The sequence below is a fragment of the Streptomyces mobaraensis genome, from assembly GCF_020099395.1.
Lineage (GTDB): Bacteria > Actinomycetota > Actinomycetes > Streptomycetales > Streptomycetaceae > Streptomyces.
In genome coordinates, this window is the sequence record NZ_CP083590.1 from 4,439,296 (window position 1) to 4,457,133 (window position 17,838).

Here is a 17,838-nt window from a genome sequence, read left to right on the forward strand (position 1 = left end):
TGTCGCCCCCGAGGATCCTCCCGCCCCCGGGCCCCCTCCCGTACCCGAGGAACGCCGTGCGACGACTCGGTGCCGTCTCCGGCATCCTCACCCTCCTCGCCACGGGCCTGTCCGGCGGGCTGCTCGCGGGCTGTTCGGAGCCCGGCGGGCTGGAGGTGAGCGGTCCGGCCCGGACGCCGGCGCCCGTCGCGCTGCCCGTGCGGGTCACCGAGGGTCCCGGCCGGCCCGGGCTGAGCCGCCCGGCGACGTTCGAGATCGCCGGGGTCGTACGGCTCACCCATCTGCGCTGGCGGTCCTGGGGCGGGCCGGTCGCCGAGGCGGCCGGCACGGTCACCGGCCCGTGGTGCGCCGCGGCCTGCGGGGACGGGCCACGCGAGGCCCGTGTCCGGTTCTCCGGACGCGTAGGGCAGGATCGTCACTCCTACTACAGCCGGGTCTCCGTCCTCGTCGACGGGCTCCCGCCCGAGCAGCACAACGGGCTGCGTGATCTGCGGCTCTTCGTACCGGAGCGTCAGCCGCGAGCGTAGCCGTCGAGGAGCCTTGACCCATGGGACTGCGAACGAAGATCGGCGCGGCGATCACCGTCACCGCCGCGCTGGTCGCCGTCCTCATCGGGTTCGTCGTGCACCACCGCACGGGCGTCAACCAGCTCGCGACGGCCCGCGAGTCCATAGAGGCGCGGCTGGCCAACGCCGTCGAGGACCACGCGGCGGGCATCGACCGGCAGCACACCCTCGTCAACCCGGACGGCATGCCGGCCCCGCTGCGCGCGGCGGCGGAGGACGGCAAACGCGCCACCTACCTGGACCGGAGCGGCCGGGAGCCGGTGCTGTGGGCGGCCACCCGGCTCGGCGACGACATGATCGTCCTCAAGCGGCCCTACCGCCGCGAGACCCGCAACCTGGAGGACCTCGACGACGTCCTGTGGGCGGCCGGCGGTCTGGGCACCGCCTTCTCCGGCATCGTCGGCGTCGGCCTGGCGACGTTCGCCGGACGCCGGCTGAACGCCTCCGCCCGCATCGCCGAGCGCATCGCCGACGGCGACCTCACGGCCCGGCTCCGGCCGCGCGGCGGCAAGGACGAGATCGCCCGGCTGACCATCGCCGTCAACACCATGGCCGACGCGCTCGCCGCCCGCCTCCAGGCCGAGCGCGAGGTGACCGCCAACATCGCGCACGAACTCCGTACCCCCGTCGCCGGACTGGTCGCCGCGGCGGCCCTGCTGCCGCCCGGCCGGCCCGCCGAGATGGTCCAGGAACGGGCCCGGCGGGTGCACACCCTCATGGAGGACGTCCTGGAGGTGGCCCGGCTCGACGCGGACACCGAACGGGTCGAGACCGACGTCCGCGCCCTCGCCGACCTCGCCCGCCGCGCGGCCGGCGCCGCGGCCGGGCCGGGCGGTACGGCGGCGGAGGTACGGGTGGTGCGCGACTGCCTGGTGGAGACGGACCCGCGGCGCGTCGAACGCATACTGACCAACCTCGTCACCAACGCCTACCGGCACGGCGCCGAACCCGTCGTCGCCGAGGTGGACGGCGGCGTCATCCGCGTCCGCGACGGCGGCCCCGGCTTCCCCGAACCCCTCCTGGCCCACGGCCCCCAGCGCTTCCGTACGGAGTCCGGCGCCGGCCTCGGCCTCGGCCTGACCATCGCCGCGGGCCAGGCGCGGGTGCTGGGCGCTCCGCTGACCTTCGCCAACCGGCCGGAGGGCGGGGCGGAGGCGGTGCTGGACCTGCGGGGGGCGGTGCGGGGGCCGGCGGAGCCGGGGCCGGGGTAGGGGGCGGCCTTCACGTTCCGGACCCGGGGTGCCCGCCGGGCCCCGGCCGCTCGCCGACTCCGGACGTCGGATGTCGGTCCGGACTTCAGGCTGGGCCGGTGGCTGCCCCGACGGTCGACGACCGCTGCCCGGTGCCCGGCGGCTCAGGGGTGCCCATAAGGGGCGAGGACGGCCGCGTCATGCGGCGCCGCCGCGCCACGCCTGGCACCCCCTGACCATCACGACTCCTCGGGCAGGCTCCCCAAGAAGTCCAGCAGCGCCGCGTTGACCTCGTCCGGCCGCTCCTGCTGCGTCCAGTGACCACAGCCCGGAAGGATCAGGCTGCGGTGCAGACCGGGCAGCACCTCGGGCAGCGAGGGCAGCAGTTCGTCCATGCCGGGGAAGGCCATCACCAGGTCGCGGTCGCCCGCCATATAGAGCGCCGGAACCTCGATGACCCGGCTGTCGAAGGCGGCCAGCAGCTCCCAGCTGCGGTCGATGTTGCGGTACCAGTTGAGGCCGCCGGTGAAGGCCCGCTCCCCGTGCCGGGCGTACTCGCCGACGAAGACCTCGATGTCCGCCTCGGTCAGCCAGCCGGGCAACCGCTCGGGCCGCGGCATGGCGGCCGTGGCGGACCCGCCCTCGGCCACCACGCCCATGGGGGTGGGGCTGTCGCCGGAGGCGGCGGTCAGAAGACCGCGGAAGGTGCCGGCGATGTCGGCGGCGTACTCGGCGTCGGCGACGCCCGGTTCCTGGAAGTGCACCTGGTAGAAGTCGTCGCCCAGCTTCGCGCGCATCTCGCTCAGCGGCCGGAGCGTGCCGCGCGGGGTCGGCGGGACGCTCAGCCCGGCCACGCCGCGTACGAGGTCCGGGCGGAGCAGGGCGGTGCTCCAGGCGACCGGCGCGCCCCAGTCGTGTCCGACCACGACCGCCTGCCGCTCGCCCAGGGCGTGGATCAGGCCGACCACGTCGCCGGTCAGGTGCAGCATGGTGTAGGCGTCGATCCGCTCCGGCTGGTCGCTGCGGGCGTAGCCGCGCTGGTCGGGGGCCACCACCCGGTAGCCGGCCGCGGCCAGTGGCTCGAACTGGTGCCGCCAGGAGTACCAGCACTCGGGGAAGCCGTGCAGCAGCAGGACCAGTGGGCCCTCGCCCTGTTCCGCGATGTGCAGTCTGACGCCGTTAACCTCGACGTAGCGGTGACTGACCGCGTCGCTCATGCGTACCTCCTGGCAGCTGTGGGCCGGATGTCGTACGCCGCCCACCCTAGGGCGGCAGGAACGCCGGGGTACCGGGGGTCCGTTACCGCCGGGAGCGGGAAGGGGACCCCTGTGGGACGGTGCCACCGGTGGCCGCTCCGACGGCCGGGGGGACGGCTTCGCGCCGCAGCGGCTTGGCGTAGCAGCGGCTCGACTCGTACTCCCGGTAGATGCCGAACTTCGGCTCCGCCGGCGCGTAACCGCTCGACGCGTAGAGGGTGATCGCCTCCGGCTGCTTCGTCCCGGTCTCCAGGACCATCCGCAGCCGGCCCGCCGCCCGCGCGTCCTCCTCCAGCAGCGCGAGGATCCGCCGCGCCAGCCCGCGCCCCCGCGCGGCCGGCACCACGTACATCCGCTTGAGCTCGGCGTCGCCGTCCGCGTACCCCTCGCCGTCGCGATCCCGCGCGCGCCAGCCGCCGGAGGCGACGGGGGTGCCGTCGTCCTCGTACGCGATGAGATATAGGCCACGCGGCGGGGCGAAGTGCGCGGCCTCCAGGGGGGTCATGTCACCCTCGTCGCCGTAGCGCGCCTGGTACTCCAGCTGCACCTCATCGTTGAGTTTCACGGCGTCCGGATGGCCGAAGGGCACAGGCAGAATCCGCATCCCGCGATCGTACGATCAGCCGACCGGGGGCGACAGGGGCGCCCGCAAAGTCGGTATCGTGCCGGAATGCTCACCCTGACTGTGACCTCCGTGAACGTGAACGGCCTGCGCGCCGCCGCCAAGAAGGGCTTCGTGGAGTGGCTGGCGGCGACCGACGCCGACGTCGTCTGCCTCCAGGAAGTCCGCGCCGAGCCGCAGCAGCTCCCCGACGAGGTGCGCGAGCCCGAGGGCTGGCACGCCTTCCACGCACCCGCCGCCGCCAAGGGCCGGGCCGGCGTCTCCGTCTACTCCCGGCGCGAGCCCGACGCGGTACGGGTCGGGTTCGGCTCCGCCGAGTTCGACGGCACCGGCCGCTACCTGGAGATCGACCTCCCGGGCGTCACCGTCGCCAGCCTCTACCTGCCCTCGGGCGAGGTCGGCACCGAGCGCCAGGACGAGAAGGAGCGCTTCATGGACGCGTTCCTCCCCTACCTCGTCTCCCTGAAGGCCCGCGCCGCGGATGGGGGTACCTCCCATGCGTTCAGCTATGGGGGAGGCCGCGAGGTCCTCGTCTGCGGCGACTGGAACATCGCTCACCAGGAGGCCGACCTCAAGAACTGGAAGGCCAACCGGAAGAGCGCCGGCTTCCTCCCCGAGGAGCGCGCCTGGCTCACCAAGGTCTTCGAGGAATACGTGGACGTCGTCCGCGCCCAGCACCCCGACGTCGCCGGCCCCTACTCCTGGTGGTCCTACCGCGGCCGCGCCTTCGACAACGACTCCGGCTGGCGCATCGACTACCACGTCGCGACCCCGGGCCTCGCGGAGCGGGCCCTGAAGGCGTACGTGGAGCGGGCGGCTTCACACGCGGAGCGGTGGAGCGATCACGCGCCGGTGACGGTGGTGTACGGGGGGTAGGAGCGCCGGGGGTACGCTGCCGGTGGCTCGCCATCGGCGCTCCCGGTTCAGCATGATCACCCGAGCATGGGAATCCGCTCGCCCCATGTGCAGCCAGCGTTTCAGGGCGACGTCGTGTTGTCGTGATCCGCGTTTTCGTTTCCACCGGGGCTGCCCTCCGGCTCGGGCGCTTGCACCCACGTTTCCGCGTTCGCTCTGATGTGGCGGTCCATGGCCATGGAGACCTCCGCGTCGACCACGGCCTGGGAGACCGGGCGGAGGTGTTCCAGGGTGCGGGCCACCTGGCCGGTTTCGGTGTGGGGGGTGGCCGGGAGGAGGTGGGTGCGGATGAGGGCGGTGAAGATCTCGGCGAGGGCGTCGGCGTGGGCGCGGACGTGGCGGCCCGCTTCCAGGACGGCGGACAACGGGACGCCGGCGCGGACGAGTTCGGTGGACGCGTCCAGGAGGCGGCGGCTGACGTGGACGAACTCCTCGCCGTCCACGGCCAGGTAGCCGATGTCGAGCGCGGCGGCGAGGTTCTCGGCCGTGACCTGGCCCGCGAAGGTGTCCGCCAGTTCTTCCGCGCTCAGGCGGGCCGGGGTCTCCCCGGACCAGGGGGTGGCCGACGCGCCGTCGAGGTTCAGGAGTTCGGCTACGTTCCGGCCGCTTTCGAAGGCGGTCAGCAGGTCCGCGATGCCGCCCAGGGTGTGGCCGCGCTCCAGGAGGGCGGTGATGGTGCGGAGGCGGGTGAGGTGGGTGCCGTCGTACCAGGCGATGCGGCCCTCGCGGCGCGGCGGGGGGATGAGTTTGCGTTCGCGGTAGAAGCGGAGGGTTCGGAGGGGGATGCCGGCTGCCTCCGCCAGTTCTGCCATGCGGTATTCGTGCTTCCGGGGCGTTCGGTTGTCGGTCGGGGCGGTCCGGTCGTCGGGGGTTTCGGTGGTCACGCGGGCAGCGTAAGGGGGCGGGCGGAAGGTGCCCCCGTCCCGCCCTCTCACCGTTTTCCGCGGGGCCGCGCCCCCGCACGCCCCCGAAGCGCGCTTCGCACGCTGTCCTCAAGCGCCGGACGGGCTGGGCGGGTGGGTGGGCGCTTCGTGGTCCCGGGAGGTGCGACCCGGGGTAACTTCCTTGTGTCGCACCCCTACCGCTCGGTACGGCACCCCCCTACGCTCGCACCGTGCCAGCAATCACTGGCGCGATGCGTTGCGATCCGGGAGGCAGCGGAATGGCCGAGCACGTGCGCGTGGCGGTGATCGGGTCCGGGTTCGGGGGGCTGGGGGCGGCCGTACGGCTTCGGCGGGAGGGGGTGACGGACTTCGTCGTCCTGGAACGGGCGGGCGCGATCGGCGGGACCTGGCGGGACAACACCTATCCGGGGTGTGCCTGCGATGTTCCGTCGCATCTCTATTCCTTCTCCTTCGCGCCCAACCCCGAGTGGCCGCGCAACTTCTCCGGGCAGCCGCACATCCGGGCCTACCTGGAGCGCGTCACCGACACCTACGGGCTCCGGCCGCACCTCCGGCTGAACTCCGAGGTGAGGGCGGCGCGATGGGACGCCGAGCGGATGCGCTGGGAGCTGGACACCGCCTCCGGCGCGTACACCGCGGACGTCGTCGTCTCCGCCACCGGGCCGCTCTCCGACCCGCGGCTGCCGGACATCCCCGGGCTGGACACGTTCCCCGGGCCCGTCTTCCACTCCGCCCGCTGGGACCACGACACCGACCTGCGCGGCAAGCGCGTCGCCGTGGTCGGCACCGGGGCGTCGGCGATCCAGATCGTCCCCGCGATCCAGCCGGACGTCTCCCGGCTCACCCTCTTCCAGCGCACCCCGGCCTGGGTGCTGCCGCGGGCCGACCGGCGGATTACCGGGGTGGAGCGGTGGCTGCACGGGAAGATGCCGGCGACACGGGCCGTGCGGCGCGGGGTGCTGTGGGGCATCCGCGAGGCGCAGGTGGGGGCGTTCACCAAACGGCCGGAGCGGCTGGGCTTCGTGGAGGCGCTGGCCAAGGCCCATCTGCGCCGTTCCGTGAAGGACCCGGAACTGCGGGCCCGGCTCACCCCCGACTACCGCATCGGCTGCAAGCGGATCCTGCTCTCCAACGACTACTACCCGGCGTTGACCAGGGCGAACGTCGACGTCGTGGCGTCCGGGCTGGCCGAGGTGCGCGGGTCCGGGCTGGTCGCCGCCGACGGGACGCGGGTCGAGGCGGACGCGCTCGTCTTCGGTACCGGGTTCCGGGTGACCGACATGCCGATCGCCCGGCGGATCACCGGTGCCGACGGCGTGACACTCGCCGAGACGTGGAAGAACGGCATGGCCGCGCTGCGCGGCACCACCGCCGCCGGCTTCCCCAACCTCCTCTTCATCATCGGGCCCAACACCGGCCTGGGAAACAGCTCGATGATCCTGATGATCGAGTCGCAGCTCAACTACCTGGCCGACTTCCTCCGGCAACTCGACGTCCTCGGCGGCCGGACCGCGCTCGTCGCCCGCCCGTCCGCCGTCAACGCCTGGAACCGCGGCCTCCAGCGGCGGATGGAGCGGACCGTGTGGAACACCGGTGGCTGCGACAGCTGGTACCTCGACTCCGAAGGCCGCAACACCACCGCCTGGCCGGGCACGACCGCCGAGTTCCGCCGGGTCACCCGGCGGGTGGACCTCCAGGAGTACCAGGTGCTGCGGGAGCCGCGACGGCCTCGTCCGCATGCCCCGGCGGAGCTGGGCGAGGGGACGGTGGCGCGATGAGCGCGGCGTACCGCGGGAACGGCCTCGCCGGGCAGATCGTCGTCGTGACGGGTGCGGCCCGTGGGGTGGGGGAGTCCCTGGCCCGCAAGCTGTCGGCGCGCGGCGCCCGGCTCGCCCTCGTCGGGCTGGAGCCGGACGAACTGCGGCGCGTGGCCGGTGAGTTGCGGACCGAAGTGGAGTGCTGGACCGCCGACGTCACCGATCAGGAGGCCATGGAACGGGTCGCCCAGGAGGTCGGCGAGCGCTTCGGGCGGATCGACGTCGTCGTCGCCAACGCCGGTGTCGCCGGCGGGGGTCCGCTGGACGGCTGCGACTTCGCCGTTTGGCGGCGCGTCGTCGAGGTCAACCTGATCGGCGCCGCCGCCACCGGCCGCGCCTTCCTCCCCGCCCTCGTCCGGAGCCGCGGCTACCTGCTGCAGATCGCCTCGTTCGCCGCCATCGCGCCCGCGCCGATGATGACCGCGTACTGCGCGTCCAAGGCGGGCGTGGAGGCGTACGCGCACGGGCTGCGCGCCGAGGTCGGACACCGGGGCGTACGCGTCGGCGTGGGGTACCTGAGCTGGACGGACACCGACATGGTGCGCGGTGCCGACGAGAACCCCGTGATGCGGGAGATGCGGCAGCGGCTGCCGTGGCCGGCTAACCGGACGTACCCGCTGGACCCCGCCGCCGACCGGCTCGTGGCGGGCATCGAACGGCGCTCGGCGCACGTGTACGCCCAGCGGTGGCTGCGCGGCGCCCAGCCCGTGCGGGCGGCCCTGCCCGCGCTGGTCGCGCTCGGGGCGCGGCGCGAGATGCGGCGGTTCGGGCCCCGGCTCGCCTCGGTGAAGGTGCCGGGGCTGCTGGGGGCCGGTGGGGCCGCTGATGCTTCCGGGAGGGCCGAGGGACGGGTGTGAGTACGGAGGGTCACTGATCGACATGCGCAGGGTGACGGCGCGTGTGAGGCTGGTCGCGGCCCGATCAGACGATCTCCCGGAGGAGTGAACACGCATGGGCATGAAGGACGAGATGCAGGACAAGGCCCAGAAGGCCAAGCAGAAGATGCAGGACGCGAAGGAGCAGGCTCAGCAGCGGGGGAAGCAGGGGCAGGACCGGCTGCGGGAGAAGGGGCAGCAGGGGAAGCAGGCTTCGTTCGACGACGTCCGGGATGAGATCGACGATCGCTGACGGCGGGGTCGTTGAGCCGGCCCGGCTCGTTGCGTGAGGGCGCGCCCTGGTTTCCAGGGTGCGCCCTTTGGGTTTGCTTCCCCAGCCCCGCCCCTTCCCGTTTCTTTCGGGGGCTTCGCCCCCGCACCCCCCAGCACGCTTCGCGCGCTGTCCTCAAACGCCGGACGGGCTGTTGGGGGCCGGCGTCCTCAAACGCCGGACGGGCTAACCGCGTGGCGGGAGTTCCGGGCGGGCGCGGTTCGGGACGTTGGTGTAGTCCGGCGGGGTGGTCGCGCCGTGGCGTTCCAGGAGGTCCAGGGCCAGGCGGACGGCGTCGTCGAGTTGCTTGTGGCGGCCCTCGGCCCAGTCCACCGGCGTCCGGTCCACCTCGATGTCCGGCTCCACGCCGTGGTTCTCGACGTCCCAGCCGTACGCGTCGAACCACGCCGCGTTCATCGGCACGGTGATCGCCGTGCCGTCCCCGAGCCGGTGCCGGCCCGTCATGCCGATGACGCCGCCCCAGGTGCGCAGGCCCACGACGGGCCCGATGCCCTGGAGCTTGAACGCGGCGGTGATCATGTCGCCGTCGGAGGACGTCATCTCGTCGGCGATGGCGACGACCGGGCCGCGCGGCGCGTTGGAGGCGTAGCTCACCGGCTGCGCGCCCCGGGTGAGGTCCCAGCCGATGATCGTGCGGGTGAGCTTCTCCACGACCAGTTCGCTGATGTTGCCGCCCGCGTTGCCGCGGACGTCCACGATGAGGGCGGGCCGGGACATCTCCATCCGCAGGTCGCGGTTGAACTGGGCCCAGCCGGAGCCGCCCATGTCGGGGATGTGCAGGTAGCCGCATTTGCCGCCGCTCAGGTCGCGGACGACCGCGCGGCGTTTGGCCACCCAGTCCTGGTAGCGGAGCGGGCGTTCGTCGATCAGCGGGACGATCGCCACCCGGCGGGCGGGGCCGTCGCCCTCCGCCGGGGCGAAGGCGAGCTCGACGGTGGTGCCGCCGGCGGCGGCCAGCAGCGGGTACGGGCCGGTGACCGGGTCGACCGGCCGGCCGTCCACATGGGTGAGGACGGCACCCTCCCGGATGCCCGAACCGGCCAGCGGGGAGCGGGCCTTGGAGTCCGACGAGTCGCCGGGCAGGATGCGGCGCACCGCCCAGCGGCCGTCCTTGAGCCGGGCGAGGTTGGCGCCGAGCAGCCCGATGGCGCGCTGGTAGTGCGGCGGCCCCTCGTTGCGGCGGGAGCCGATGACGTACGCGTGGGAGGTGCCGAGTTCGCCCATGACCTCGCGGAGGAGGTCGGCGAAGTCGTCGGGGGAGGCGACGCGTTCGACCAGCGGACGGTACTGCTCCAGGATCGCGTCCCAGTCGACGCCGCCCATGCCCGGCTCCCAGAAGTAGGCGCGGACGATCCGGCCGGCCTCCGCGTACGCCTGCCGCCACTCGGCGGCCGGGTCCACCTCGTGCAGGATGCGGCGCATGTCGATGTGGACGACGGAGTCGGCGTCGCCGCCTTCCGTCGCGGGCGCGGCCCGCAGCTCGCCCTCGTCGTTGACGACGAGCCGGGTCCCGTCGCCGCTGACCTCGAACCAGTCGAGGGACGCGGTGAGTTCGGTGCGCTTGGCCTTGCACAGGTCGAAGTGTTCGAGCGTGGGACGGCCGGAGGTGTCGGCCGGGTTGGCGAAGGTCTCGCCGAGGGCGCCGGAGATGGGCCAGCGCAGCCACACCAGTCCGCCGCCGTGCACCGGGCGGAGGTGCGAGTACTTGGAGGCGGCCACCGGGAACGGCGTCACCCGGCTCTCCAGCCCCTCCGTCTCCACGGTCACCGGGCCTCCGGCCTCCCCGCCGGCCGTGTCGCTGACGTCCAGCCCGCCGCCGGCCGGCCGGCCCTCCGCCGTCAGCGCGAACGGCGAGGGCGTCGCCGAGGAGAGCGGGACGAGGTAGGGGCGGCAGCCCAGCGGGAACGACAGGTCGCCGGTGTGGACGTCGTACACCGGGTCGAAGCCGCGCCAGGAGAGGAAGGCGAGGTAGCGGCCGTCGCGGGTGAAGACCGGCTGCTCGTCCTCGAAGCGCCCGTTGGTGACGTCCACGACCATCCGGTCGGAGAGGCGCGCGATCCTGATCTGCCGCAGGGAGCGGCCGACGCCCGGGTGCGACCAGGCCAGCCAGCCGGAGTCGGGGGAGAAGGCCAGGTCGCGGACCGGACCGTTGTCGGAGCGGACGAGCTCGCTCACCTCGCCGTCGCCCTCCGGGGAGGTGTCCACCAGCAGCAGCCGCCCGTCGTGCGCGGCGATCGCCAGCCGTGAGCCGTCCGGCGACGACAGCGTCTCGTGCACCCGCCCGATCCGCCCCGCCGCCAGCCGCCGGTGCTCCCCCGTCCCCGCCGCGCTCGGCAGCCGGGCGATCTCGACGGCGTCCTCGCCCTCCGCGTCGGTGATGTACGCGACCCGGCCCGTCGAGCCGAGCATCTCGGGCAGCCGGACGCGGACGCCCGGGGTGTCGGCGATGGCCCGCGCGGGGCCGTCGCGGTGGGTCAGCCAGTAGAGGCTGCCGCGCACCTGGACGGCGCTGGCCCGGCCCGTGGTGTCGACGGCCAGCGCGTCGACGTGCGAGGCGGCCTGCACCTGGTACGTGCGCCGCCCGGCGCGCGGACCGCCGAGCCGGAGGTCCAGCCGGCGCGGTACGGCGTCCGGGCCGAGGTCGTCCACCAGCCACAGGTCGCCCGCGCACTGGTAGACGACCCGGCTGCCGTCGGTGGAGGCGTGCCGGGCGTAGAAGTCGGCGTGGTCGGTGTGGCGGCGCAGGTCGGTGCCGTCGGGGCGGCAGGAGTAGAGGTTGGCGACGCCCTCGTGGTCGGAGAGGAACGCGATCCGGTCACCGACGAACATCACCGCGTCCAGGTGGCCGTTCAGATCCGGCACCAGCCGCTTCTCCATCAGCCACAGCCGTCCCGTCGCCCCGCCCCGGTACCGCTTCCAGGACGCCGGCTCGTGCGGCGGCTTTCCGGTGAGCAGCAGCGTCTCGCCGGGCGCGTCGCCGGGACCGTGCCCGCCGCCGCGCATCGCGATGTCCGACACCGGACCCCACGGCAGGCGCAGGCCGGGACTGCCGTCGGTGGGCAGCCGGTAGGCCCAGGAGAAGTACGAGAAGGGCTGGCCGTGCGAGGAGACGGCGAGGATGTCGCTGTCGCCGTCCCGGCCCGGTGGCGTCCAGCCGCAGACCCGGGCGTCGGTGCTGCCCCAGTACGTCAGTCTGCGGGCCGGGCCGCCGTCGACGGGGACGAGGTGCACCTCGGGGTCGAGGCTGCGCCAGCTGGTGAAGGCGATCCGGCCGCCGTCGGGGGAGAACCGCGGGTGGCCCAGCCGCGTGCGGTCGACGGTCAGCCGCCACGCGCGGTCCTTGCCGCCGTCCGTCCCCGGCAGCGGGGACAGCCACAGGTCGTCCTCCGCGACGAAACAGAGCAGATCGCCGTGGAGATGGGGGTACCTCAGGTAGGCATCGCTCACCACTTCATGGTTTCCACCGTTCGGCGCACCGGCAACCCGGGCCGTGACACGCGCCACGCGTGACGCACACCACGGTCGAAACGGCGTCGTTTCGTTAAGGGCGGTCGTACGCTCGTACTGTACGAAACCGTTTCGTTCACCTGGAAGCGCAGGAGGTGTGGCATGCCCGGGGAACCCGCGGCGCAGCCGGCCCGCCGCACCCGGCTCACGCCGGAACGCGAGGCGGAGCTCTACGAGGCCGTCCTCGAGATCCTCCGCGAGGTCGGGTACGAGGCGCTGACCATGGACGCCGTGGCGGCCCGCACCCGGTCCAGCAAGGCCACCCTCTACCGCCAGTGGAAGGGCAAGCCGGAACTGGTCGCGAGCGCGCTCCGGCACACCAAGCCGCTCAAGGTCGACGACATCGACACCGGGACCCTGCGCGGCGACCTGGTGGCGCTGACGGCCTGCGCGGACCCCGCGCAGATGGAGCGGGACGCGGCCCTCATGCGGGGGCTCGGCCACGCCGTCCACTGCAACCCCGACCTCCACCGCGCCCTGCGGGAGCTGCTGGTCGAGCCCGAGAAGGCGGCCCTGCGACGGCTGCTGGACCGGGCCGTGGCCCGCGGCGAGCTCGCGCCGGACACCCCTGCCATGGAGTTCGTCGCGCACATCCTGCTCGGCGCCTTCATCACCCGCCCGCTGGTCGAGGACCGGCCGGCGGACGCCGCCTACCTCGCCCGCTTCATCGACGCCGTGGTGCTCCCCGCCCTCGGCCGCCGCTGAGCCCCGGCCCGTCCCGGACCCCCCACCGCGACGAGCCGGTACATCCCGATATCTCCCCCACTGATCCACCTGGCGCGCCGCTCTCGTCGTCGGGCTGGTTCCCCACTGCCAGTTGCTCGTTTCTCCGACCCGACGGGAGTAGACCTCCTCGTGGCCACCTTCCTCTACAAACTCGGCCGGCTCGCCTTCCGGCGCCGCTGGTACGTCGCCCTCATATGGGTGCTGCTGCTCGGCCTCGCCGGCGCCGGCGCCGCCACCGCCTCCAAGTCCACCGACGACAGCTTCTCCATACCCGGCACGGAGGCGCAGACCGCCTTCGACCTGCTGGGCCAGCGGTACCCCGGCAAGAAGGCCGACGCCGCGTCCGCGCGCGTCGTCTTCCAGGCCCCCGACGGCCAGAAGATCACCGAGCCGAAGAACAAGGCCGCCGTCGAGAAGGTCGTCGGCGAACTGACCGGCCCCCAGGTCGCGTCGGCGCCCAGCCCGTTCCAGGCGCACACCGTCAGCAAGGACGGCAGCACCGCGTACGTCCTGGTGACCTACAAGGAAGCCTCCAACAAGCTCACCGACGCCTCCCGCGACACCCTCGACGCGGCGCAGAAGCACGGGCGGGAGAGCGGGCTCACCGTCGAGATGGGCGGCAGCGCCCTGCAGAAGATGCCGGAGACCGGGTCCACCGAGATCATCGGCATCATCGTCTCCGCGGTCGTCCTGGTGATCACCTTCGGTTCGCTGATCGCGGCCGGACTCCCGCTGCTCACCGCGCTCATCGGGGTGGGCATCGGCGTCTCGTCCATCGCCGCGCTCGCGTCCACGCTGAACCTCTCCGGCAACACCTCGACGCTCGCCATGATGATCGGCCTCGCGGTCGGCATCGACTACGCGCTGTTCATCGTCTCCCGGTACCGGGCCGAGCTCGCCGAGGGCAGGGAACGGGAGGAGGCCGCGGGCCGCGCGGTCGGAACCGCCGGCTCCGCGGTGGTCTTCGCCGGTCTCACCGTCGTCATCGCCCTCGTCGGCCTCGCGGTCGTCAACATCCCGATGCTCACCAAGATGGGCATGGCCGCGGCCGGCACGGTCGTCGTCGCCGTCCTCGTCGCGCTCACCCTCATCCCCGCGCTGCTGGGCTTCGCCGGCCGCCAGGTGCTGGCCCGCAAGGTCCGCAAGGCCAAGACGGTGGACGAGGGCGGGACCCCGGCCGCGGACAAGCCCAACATGGGCACCCGCTGGGCCCGCTTCGTCCTGCGCCGCCCGGTGTGGGTGCTGGTGGCGGGCATCGTCGGCCTCGGCGCGCTCGCCGCGCCCGCCGCGTCCCTCCAGCTCGGCCTGCCGGACGACAGCTCGCAGCCGGTGAAGACCACCCAGCGCAAGGCGTACGACATGATCGCCGAGGGCTTCAGCCCCGGCTACAACGGGCCGCTGATGGTCGTCGTGGACGCCAAGGGCGCCAAGGACCGGAACGCCGCGCAGACCGTGGTCAAGACCGTGAGCGGCATGAAGGACGTCGCCGCGGTCACCCCGCCGATGCCGAACAAGGACGGCGACACGGCCGTCTTCAACGTCGTCCCCACGTCGAAGCCGAGCGGTGAGCAGACCGAGGACCTCGTCCACGCGATCCGCGCCAAGGGCGCGGACCTGAAGGCGGAGACCGGCGCGACCGTGCTGGTCACCGGCACGACGGCGATGAACATCGACGTCTCGCAGAAGCTGAACGACGCGCTGCTGCCCTACCTGGCGCTGGTCGTCGGCCTCGCCTTCCTGCTGCTGATCGTGGTCTTCCGGTCGGTGCTCGTGCCGCTCAAGGCGGCCCTGGGCTTCCTGCTCTCCGTGGTGGCGGCGCTCGGCGCGGTCGTGGCCGTCTTCCAGTGGGGCTGGCTCAGCGGGGTGTTCGGCGTCGAGGAGACCGGCCCGATCATGAGCATGATGCCGATCTTCATGGTCGGCGTGGTCTTCGGCCTGGCCATGGACTACGAGGTCTTCCTCGTGACCCGGATGCGCGAGGCGTTCGTCCACGGCGAGAGCCCGGGCGACGCCGTGGTGACCGGCTTCCGGCACGGCGCGCGGGTGGTCACGGCCGCCGCGGTCATCATGATCAGCGTCTTCGCCGGGTTCATCGGCTCCTCCGAGTCGATGATCAAGATGATCGGCTTCGGCCTCGCCATCGCCGTCTTCTTCGACGCGTTCATCGTCCGCATGGCCATCGTCCCGGCGGTCCTCGCCCTGCTCGGCAAGGCGGCCTGGTGGCTGCCGTCCTGGCTGGACAAGGCGCTGCCGAACGTGGACGTCGAGGGCGAGGGGCTGCGGAAGCAGCTGGCCGCTCCCTCGGGTCCCTCGGGTGCCGTCGAGGACCGGGCCGGCGACCCGGACCCGGACGCCGACCCGCGGCTGACCCGCGTCTGACGCTCGCGCGGGGTGCCTCGGGCCCGTCCTTCCGCCTCGGCGGGGGACGGGCCCGTTCCGTATCCCCCGACGTGGCGAAGCCCACCTCGGGGAACCGTTCGCGCGGGAACGCGCGTTTTCCCTAGTCCACGGGGGCATGCGACCGTGGCCGCGGTCGGGGGCGCGGGTGAAGGGAAAGGGCTCCACTGGTGAACCTGCTCGATGTGCTTCTGCTCCTGGTCGTCCTCGGCTACGCCGTCTCCGGCTTCCGGCGCGGCCTCGTCGCGAGCGCCGTCCTGCTCGCCGGCTTCCTGGGCGGTGCCGTCCTGGGCGTCTGGGTGCTGCCCTCCGTCGTCGGCCACTTCGAACCCGGCTCGTCGTCGGCCGCCGTGGTGGCCGTCCTCGTCGTCCTCGTCCCGGCCGTGCTCGGGCACGCCCTGGCCGGGCGGCTCGCCTGGAGCCTGCGCCGGCGGCTGACCTGGGCACCCGTGCGCGGGGTGGACGGCGCCGGCGGCGCGGTCGTCAACGGGCTGGCCGTCCTGCTCGTGTCCTGGGTCGCCGCCAGCGTCCTCGTCTCCGCGAACTCCACCCTGCTCACCGGGCAGATACGCGACTCGCGGGTGCTCGGCGCGGTCCAGGACGCGATGCCGGAACAGGCCCCGACCTGGTTCAGCCGCACCACCGACGCCCTCACCGGCGCCGGCTTCCCCCAGGTCTTCAACCCCTTCGAGAACGAGCCCGCCACCAGCGTCGCCAAGCCCTCCGGCGACGCCGTCACCGTCGCCGCCAACCGGGCCGCCCGGACGTCCGTCGTCAAGGTCGAGGGCGTCGCCGACGTCGACGGCGGGCGGCGCGGCCAGGAGGGCAGCGGCTTCGTCTACGCCGCGCGGCACGTGATGACCAACGCGCACGTCGTCGCCGGCGTCACCGACCCGACCGTCCGCGTCGGCGGCGTCGGCCGCCCGCACCGCGCCAAGGTCGTCCTCTTCGACCCCGAGACCGATGTCGCCGTTCTCGACGTGCCCGGGCTGGACGCGCCGGTACTGCCCTTCGACAAGTCCGCCAAGCGGGGCGACGCCGCGGTCGTCGCAGGCTTCCCGGAGAACGGCGGCCTCGACCTGCGGGCGGCGACCGTCGCCAACGAGCTGCGGGCGAAGGGGCAGGACATCTACGGGGACGGGCTTGCGACGCGGCAGGTGTACTCGGTGCGGTCGACTGTGCGGCCGGGGAACTCGGGCGGGCCGCTGCTGACCCCAGCGGGGAAGGTGTACGGGGTCGTTTTCGCGCGGTCGACGGCTAATGCGGAGACGGGGTACGTGCTCACCGCTGCCCAGGTCGCGGAGGACGCGCGGTTGGGGGCGACGGCTACGCGGGCGGTGGACACGGGGAGCAGGGCGGCGCTGTAGGGGGCGCCGGTTGGGGGTGCCCCGGTCCCGCCCTTTCTCCCCCAGCTACCGCTGGGAGGTACCCCCAGTTTCTTGCAGGGGCTGCGCCCCCGCACCCCCGGAACCGCGCTCCGCGCGGTTGTCCTCAAACGCCGCACGGGCTGGATTCGGCCCGGGCGGGCACTTTCAGCCCGTCCGGCGTTTGAGGACGAGCGGCGGAGCCGCGATCATGGGGGTCTGGGGGCTCGCCCCCAGGAATCGGCGAAGGGGAGGGACCGGGGCACAACCCCCCGCAGGGGGCGCGCAAGCGCGCGCCGCACGCTCTTGCGAGAGCTTCGCAACGCGCCCATCATGCGAGCGGTTCACCCCATACACGATCGGCACGGACCGAAAGTGGGCGCCCCATGCACGTACCCGACGGATACCTCGACCCACCCGTCTCCCTCGCCGCGGGAGCCGTCGCCGCCACCGCCGTGGCCCTGGCCCTGCGCGGCGCGCGCCGGGAGCTGGACGCGGGTGCCGCCCCGCTCGCCGGTCTGGTCGCGGCGTTCGTGTTCGCCGTGCAGATGCTGAACTTCCCGGTCGCCGCGGGCACCAGCGGGCATCTGCTGGGCGGCGCCCTCGCCGCGATCCTGGCCGGCCCGTGGACGGGCCTGCTCTGCATAACGGTCGTCCTGCTGGCCCAGGCGTTCCTCTTCGCGGACGGCGGCCTCACCGCGCTCGGCGTCAACATCACGGACATGGCCGTGACGACGACGGTCGTCGGCTACGCGGTGTTCCGCGGCCTGCTGGCGGTGCTGCCGCGCCGGCCGCGCGCGGTCACGTTCGCGTCGTTCGGCGCGGCGCTGGTCTCCGTCCCGGCCGCGGCCTGCGTCTTCACGCTGTTCTACGCGCTCGGGGGGACGACCGACGTGCCGGTCAGGACGGTGTTCGCGGCCATGACCGGGGTGCATGTGCTGATCGGCGTGGGCGAGGCGGTGATCACGGCCATGACGGTGGGCGCGGTCATGGCCGTCCGCCCCGACCTCGTCCACGGCGCCCGTGTCGCGACCCGTGCCCCCGCCGCGTCGGCTCACGCCCCCCGCCCGCGCCGCCGTTTCGCCGTCGTCGCCATGGCCGTCACCGTCCTTCTCGCCGGGTTCGTCAGCTACTACGCGGCGAGCACCCCCGACGGGCTGGAGAAGGTGGCCCGGGACAAGGGCATCGACCGCAAGGCCCGGGAGACCGCCACCGAGGGCTCGCCGCTGGCGGATTACCGTGTGAAGGACGTCTCGGACGCCCGCGCGTCCGGCGCGCTCGCCGGGGTCGCCGGCGTGGGCGTCACCCTGGCGGCCGGCACGGGCGTCCTGGTGGTGCTGCGCCGCCGCCGGGCCCGGCCGGCCGAGCCGCCGGTGGCGGAGCCGCGGCGGACCGAGGCCGTCTGA

General features: G+C 73.5%; 14 protein-coding genes. 10 read left to right on the top strand and 4 right to left on the bottom strand.

The annotated features are described in order from the left end of the window. Window positions 1-56 precede the first annotated feature (56 nt). Together K7I03_RS19460 and K7I03_RS19465 are read left to right on the top strand one after the other, a co-directional pair. Entirely contained in the window at window positions 57-527 is a 471-nt protein-coding gene (locus K7I03_RS19460; RefSeq protein WP_185942624.1) for a hypothetical protein, read from the top strand. A gap of 20 nt (window positions 528-547) precedes the next feature. Continuing rightward, complete coding sequence (locus tag K7I03_RS19465) at window positions 548-1,777, top strand: sensor histidine kinase (RefSeq protein ID WP_185942625.1); 1,230 nt, start codon at window positions 548-550, stop codon at window positions 1,775-1,777. Between the two features lie 218 nt (window positions 1,778-1,995). Here K7I03_RS19465 and K7I03_RS19470 read toward each other — a convergent pair whose 3' ends face one another. Next, window positions 1,996-2,973, bottom strand: a complete 978-nt coding sequence (locus K7I03_RS19470) for an alpha/beta fold hydrolase (protein ID WP_185942626.1) — start codon at window positions 2,971-2,973, stop codon at window positions 1,996-1,998. A gap of 82 nt (window positions 2,974-3,055) precedes the next feature. Then, a complete protein-coding gene (locus tag K7I03_RS19475) occupies window positions 3,056-3,616 on the bottom strand; it encodes a GNAT family N-acetyltransferase (RefSeq protein WP_185942627.1) in 561 nt (186 codons plus the stop codon). Between the two features lie 66 nt (window positions 3,617-3,682). Here K7I03_RS19475 and K7I03_RS19480 point away from each other — a divergent pair, with 66 nt between their 5' ends. After that, window positions 3,683-4,510: an exodeoxyribonuclease III gene (locus tag K7I03_RS19480; RefSeq protein ID WP_185942628.1), complete on the top strand. Its 828-nt coding sequence runs from the start codon at window positions 3,683-3,685 to the stop codon at window positions 4,508-4,510. A gap of 101 nt (window positions 4,511-4,611) precedes the next feature. On the opposite strand, the gene K7I03_RS19485 is transcribed toward K7I03_RS19480, so the two are convergent. Next, window positions 4,612-5,361 (bottom strand): MerR family transcriptional regulator, encoded by a 750-nt coding sequence (locus K7I03_RS19485; protein ID WP_185942717.1) that lies wholly within the window; start codon window positions 5,359-5,361, stop codon window positions 4,612-4,614. Window positions 5,362-5,711: 350 nt separating this feature from the next. Here K7I03_RS19485 and K7I03_RS19490 point away from each other — a divergent pair, with 350 nt between their 5' ends. The 3 genes from K7I03_RS19490 to K7I03_RS19500 all read left to right on the top strand — a co-directional run bounded on the left by K7I03_RS19490 (window position 5,712) and on the right by K7I03_RS19500 (window position 8,399). Next, the gene (locus tag K7I03_RS19490; RefSeq protein WP_185942629.1) at window positions 5,712-7,232 is read left to right on the top strand and encodes a flavin-containing monooxygenase; all 1,521 of its coding nucleotides are present in this window, start codon (window positions 5,712-5,714) and stop codon (window positions 7,230-7,232) included. After that, window positions 7,229-8,128 carry an SDR family oxidoreductase gene (locus tag K7I03_RS19495; protein WP_185942630.1) on the top strand — a complete coding sequence of 300 codons (900 nt, stop codon included), beginning with the start codon at window positions 7,229-7,231 and terminating at the stop codon, window positions 8,126-8,128. The genes K7I03_RS19490 and K7I03_RS19495 overlap by 4 nt, the downstream gene beginning before the upstream one ends. A 94-nt stretch (window positions 8,129-8,222) precedes the next feature. Then, window positions 8,223-8,399: a hypothetical protein gene (locus K7I03_RS19500; protein ID WP_185942631.1), complete on the top strand. Its 177-nt coding sequence runs from the start codon at window positions 8,223-8,225 to the stop codon at window positions 8,397-8,399. 204 nt (window positions 8,400-8,603) lie between these two features. Here the strand turns inward: K7I03_RS19500 and K7I03_RS19505 are convergent, their stop codons facing one another. Further along, window positions 8,604-11,888, bottom strand: coding sequence for a S41 family peptidase (locus K7I03_RS19505; RefSeq protein ID WP_398857534.1), 3,285 nt, complete (start codon window positions 11,886-11,888; stop codon window positions 8,604-8,606). A gap of 159 nt (window positions 11,889-12,047) precedes the next feature. Between K7I03_RS19505 and K7I03_RS19510 the strand changes: the two genes are divergently transcribed. The 4 genes from K7I03_RS19510 to K7I03_RS19525 all read left to right on the top strand — a co-directional run bounded on the left by K7I03_RS19510 (window position 12,048) and on the right by K7I03_RS19525 (window position 17,838). Further along, window positions 12,048-12,650: a TetR/AcrR family transcriptional regulator gene (locus tag K7I03_RS19510; RefSeq protein ID WP_185942633.1), complete on the top strand. Its 603-nt coding sequence runs from the start codon at window positions 12,048-12,050 to the stop codon at window positions 12,648-12,650. A 150-nt stretch (window positions 12,651-12,800) separates the two neighbouring features. Continuing rightward, window positions 12,801-15,050, top strand: a complete 2,250-nt coding sequence (locus tag K7I03_RS19515; RefSeq protein WP_185942634.1) for an MMPL family transporter — start codon at window positions 12,801-12,803, stop codon at window positions 15,048-15,050. A 188-nt stretch (window positions 15,051-15,238) separates the two neighbouring features. Beyond that, the gene (locus tag K7I03_RS19520) at window positions 15,239-16,435 is read left to right on the top strand and encodes a MarP family serine protease (protein ID WP_185942635.1); all 1,197 of its coding nucleotides are present in this window, start codon (window positions 15,239-15,241) and stop codon (window positions 16,433-16,435) included. Between the two features lie 383 nt (window positions 16,436-16,818). Further along, the gene (locus tag K7I03_RS19525; protein ID WP_185942636.1) at window positions 16,819-17,838 is read left to right on the top strand and encodes an energy-coupling factor ABC transporter permease; all 1,020 of its coding nucleotides are present in this window, start codon (window positions 16,819-16,821) and stop codon (window positions 17,836-17,838) included.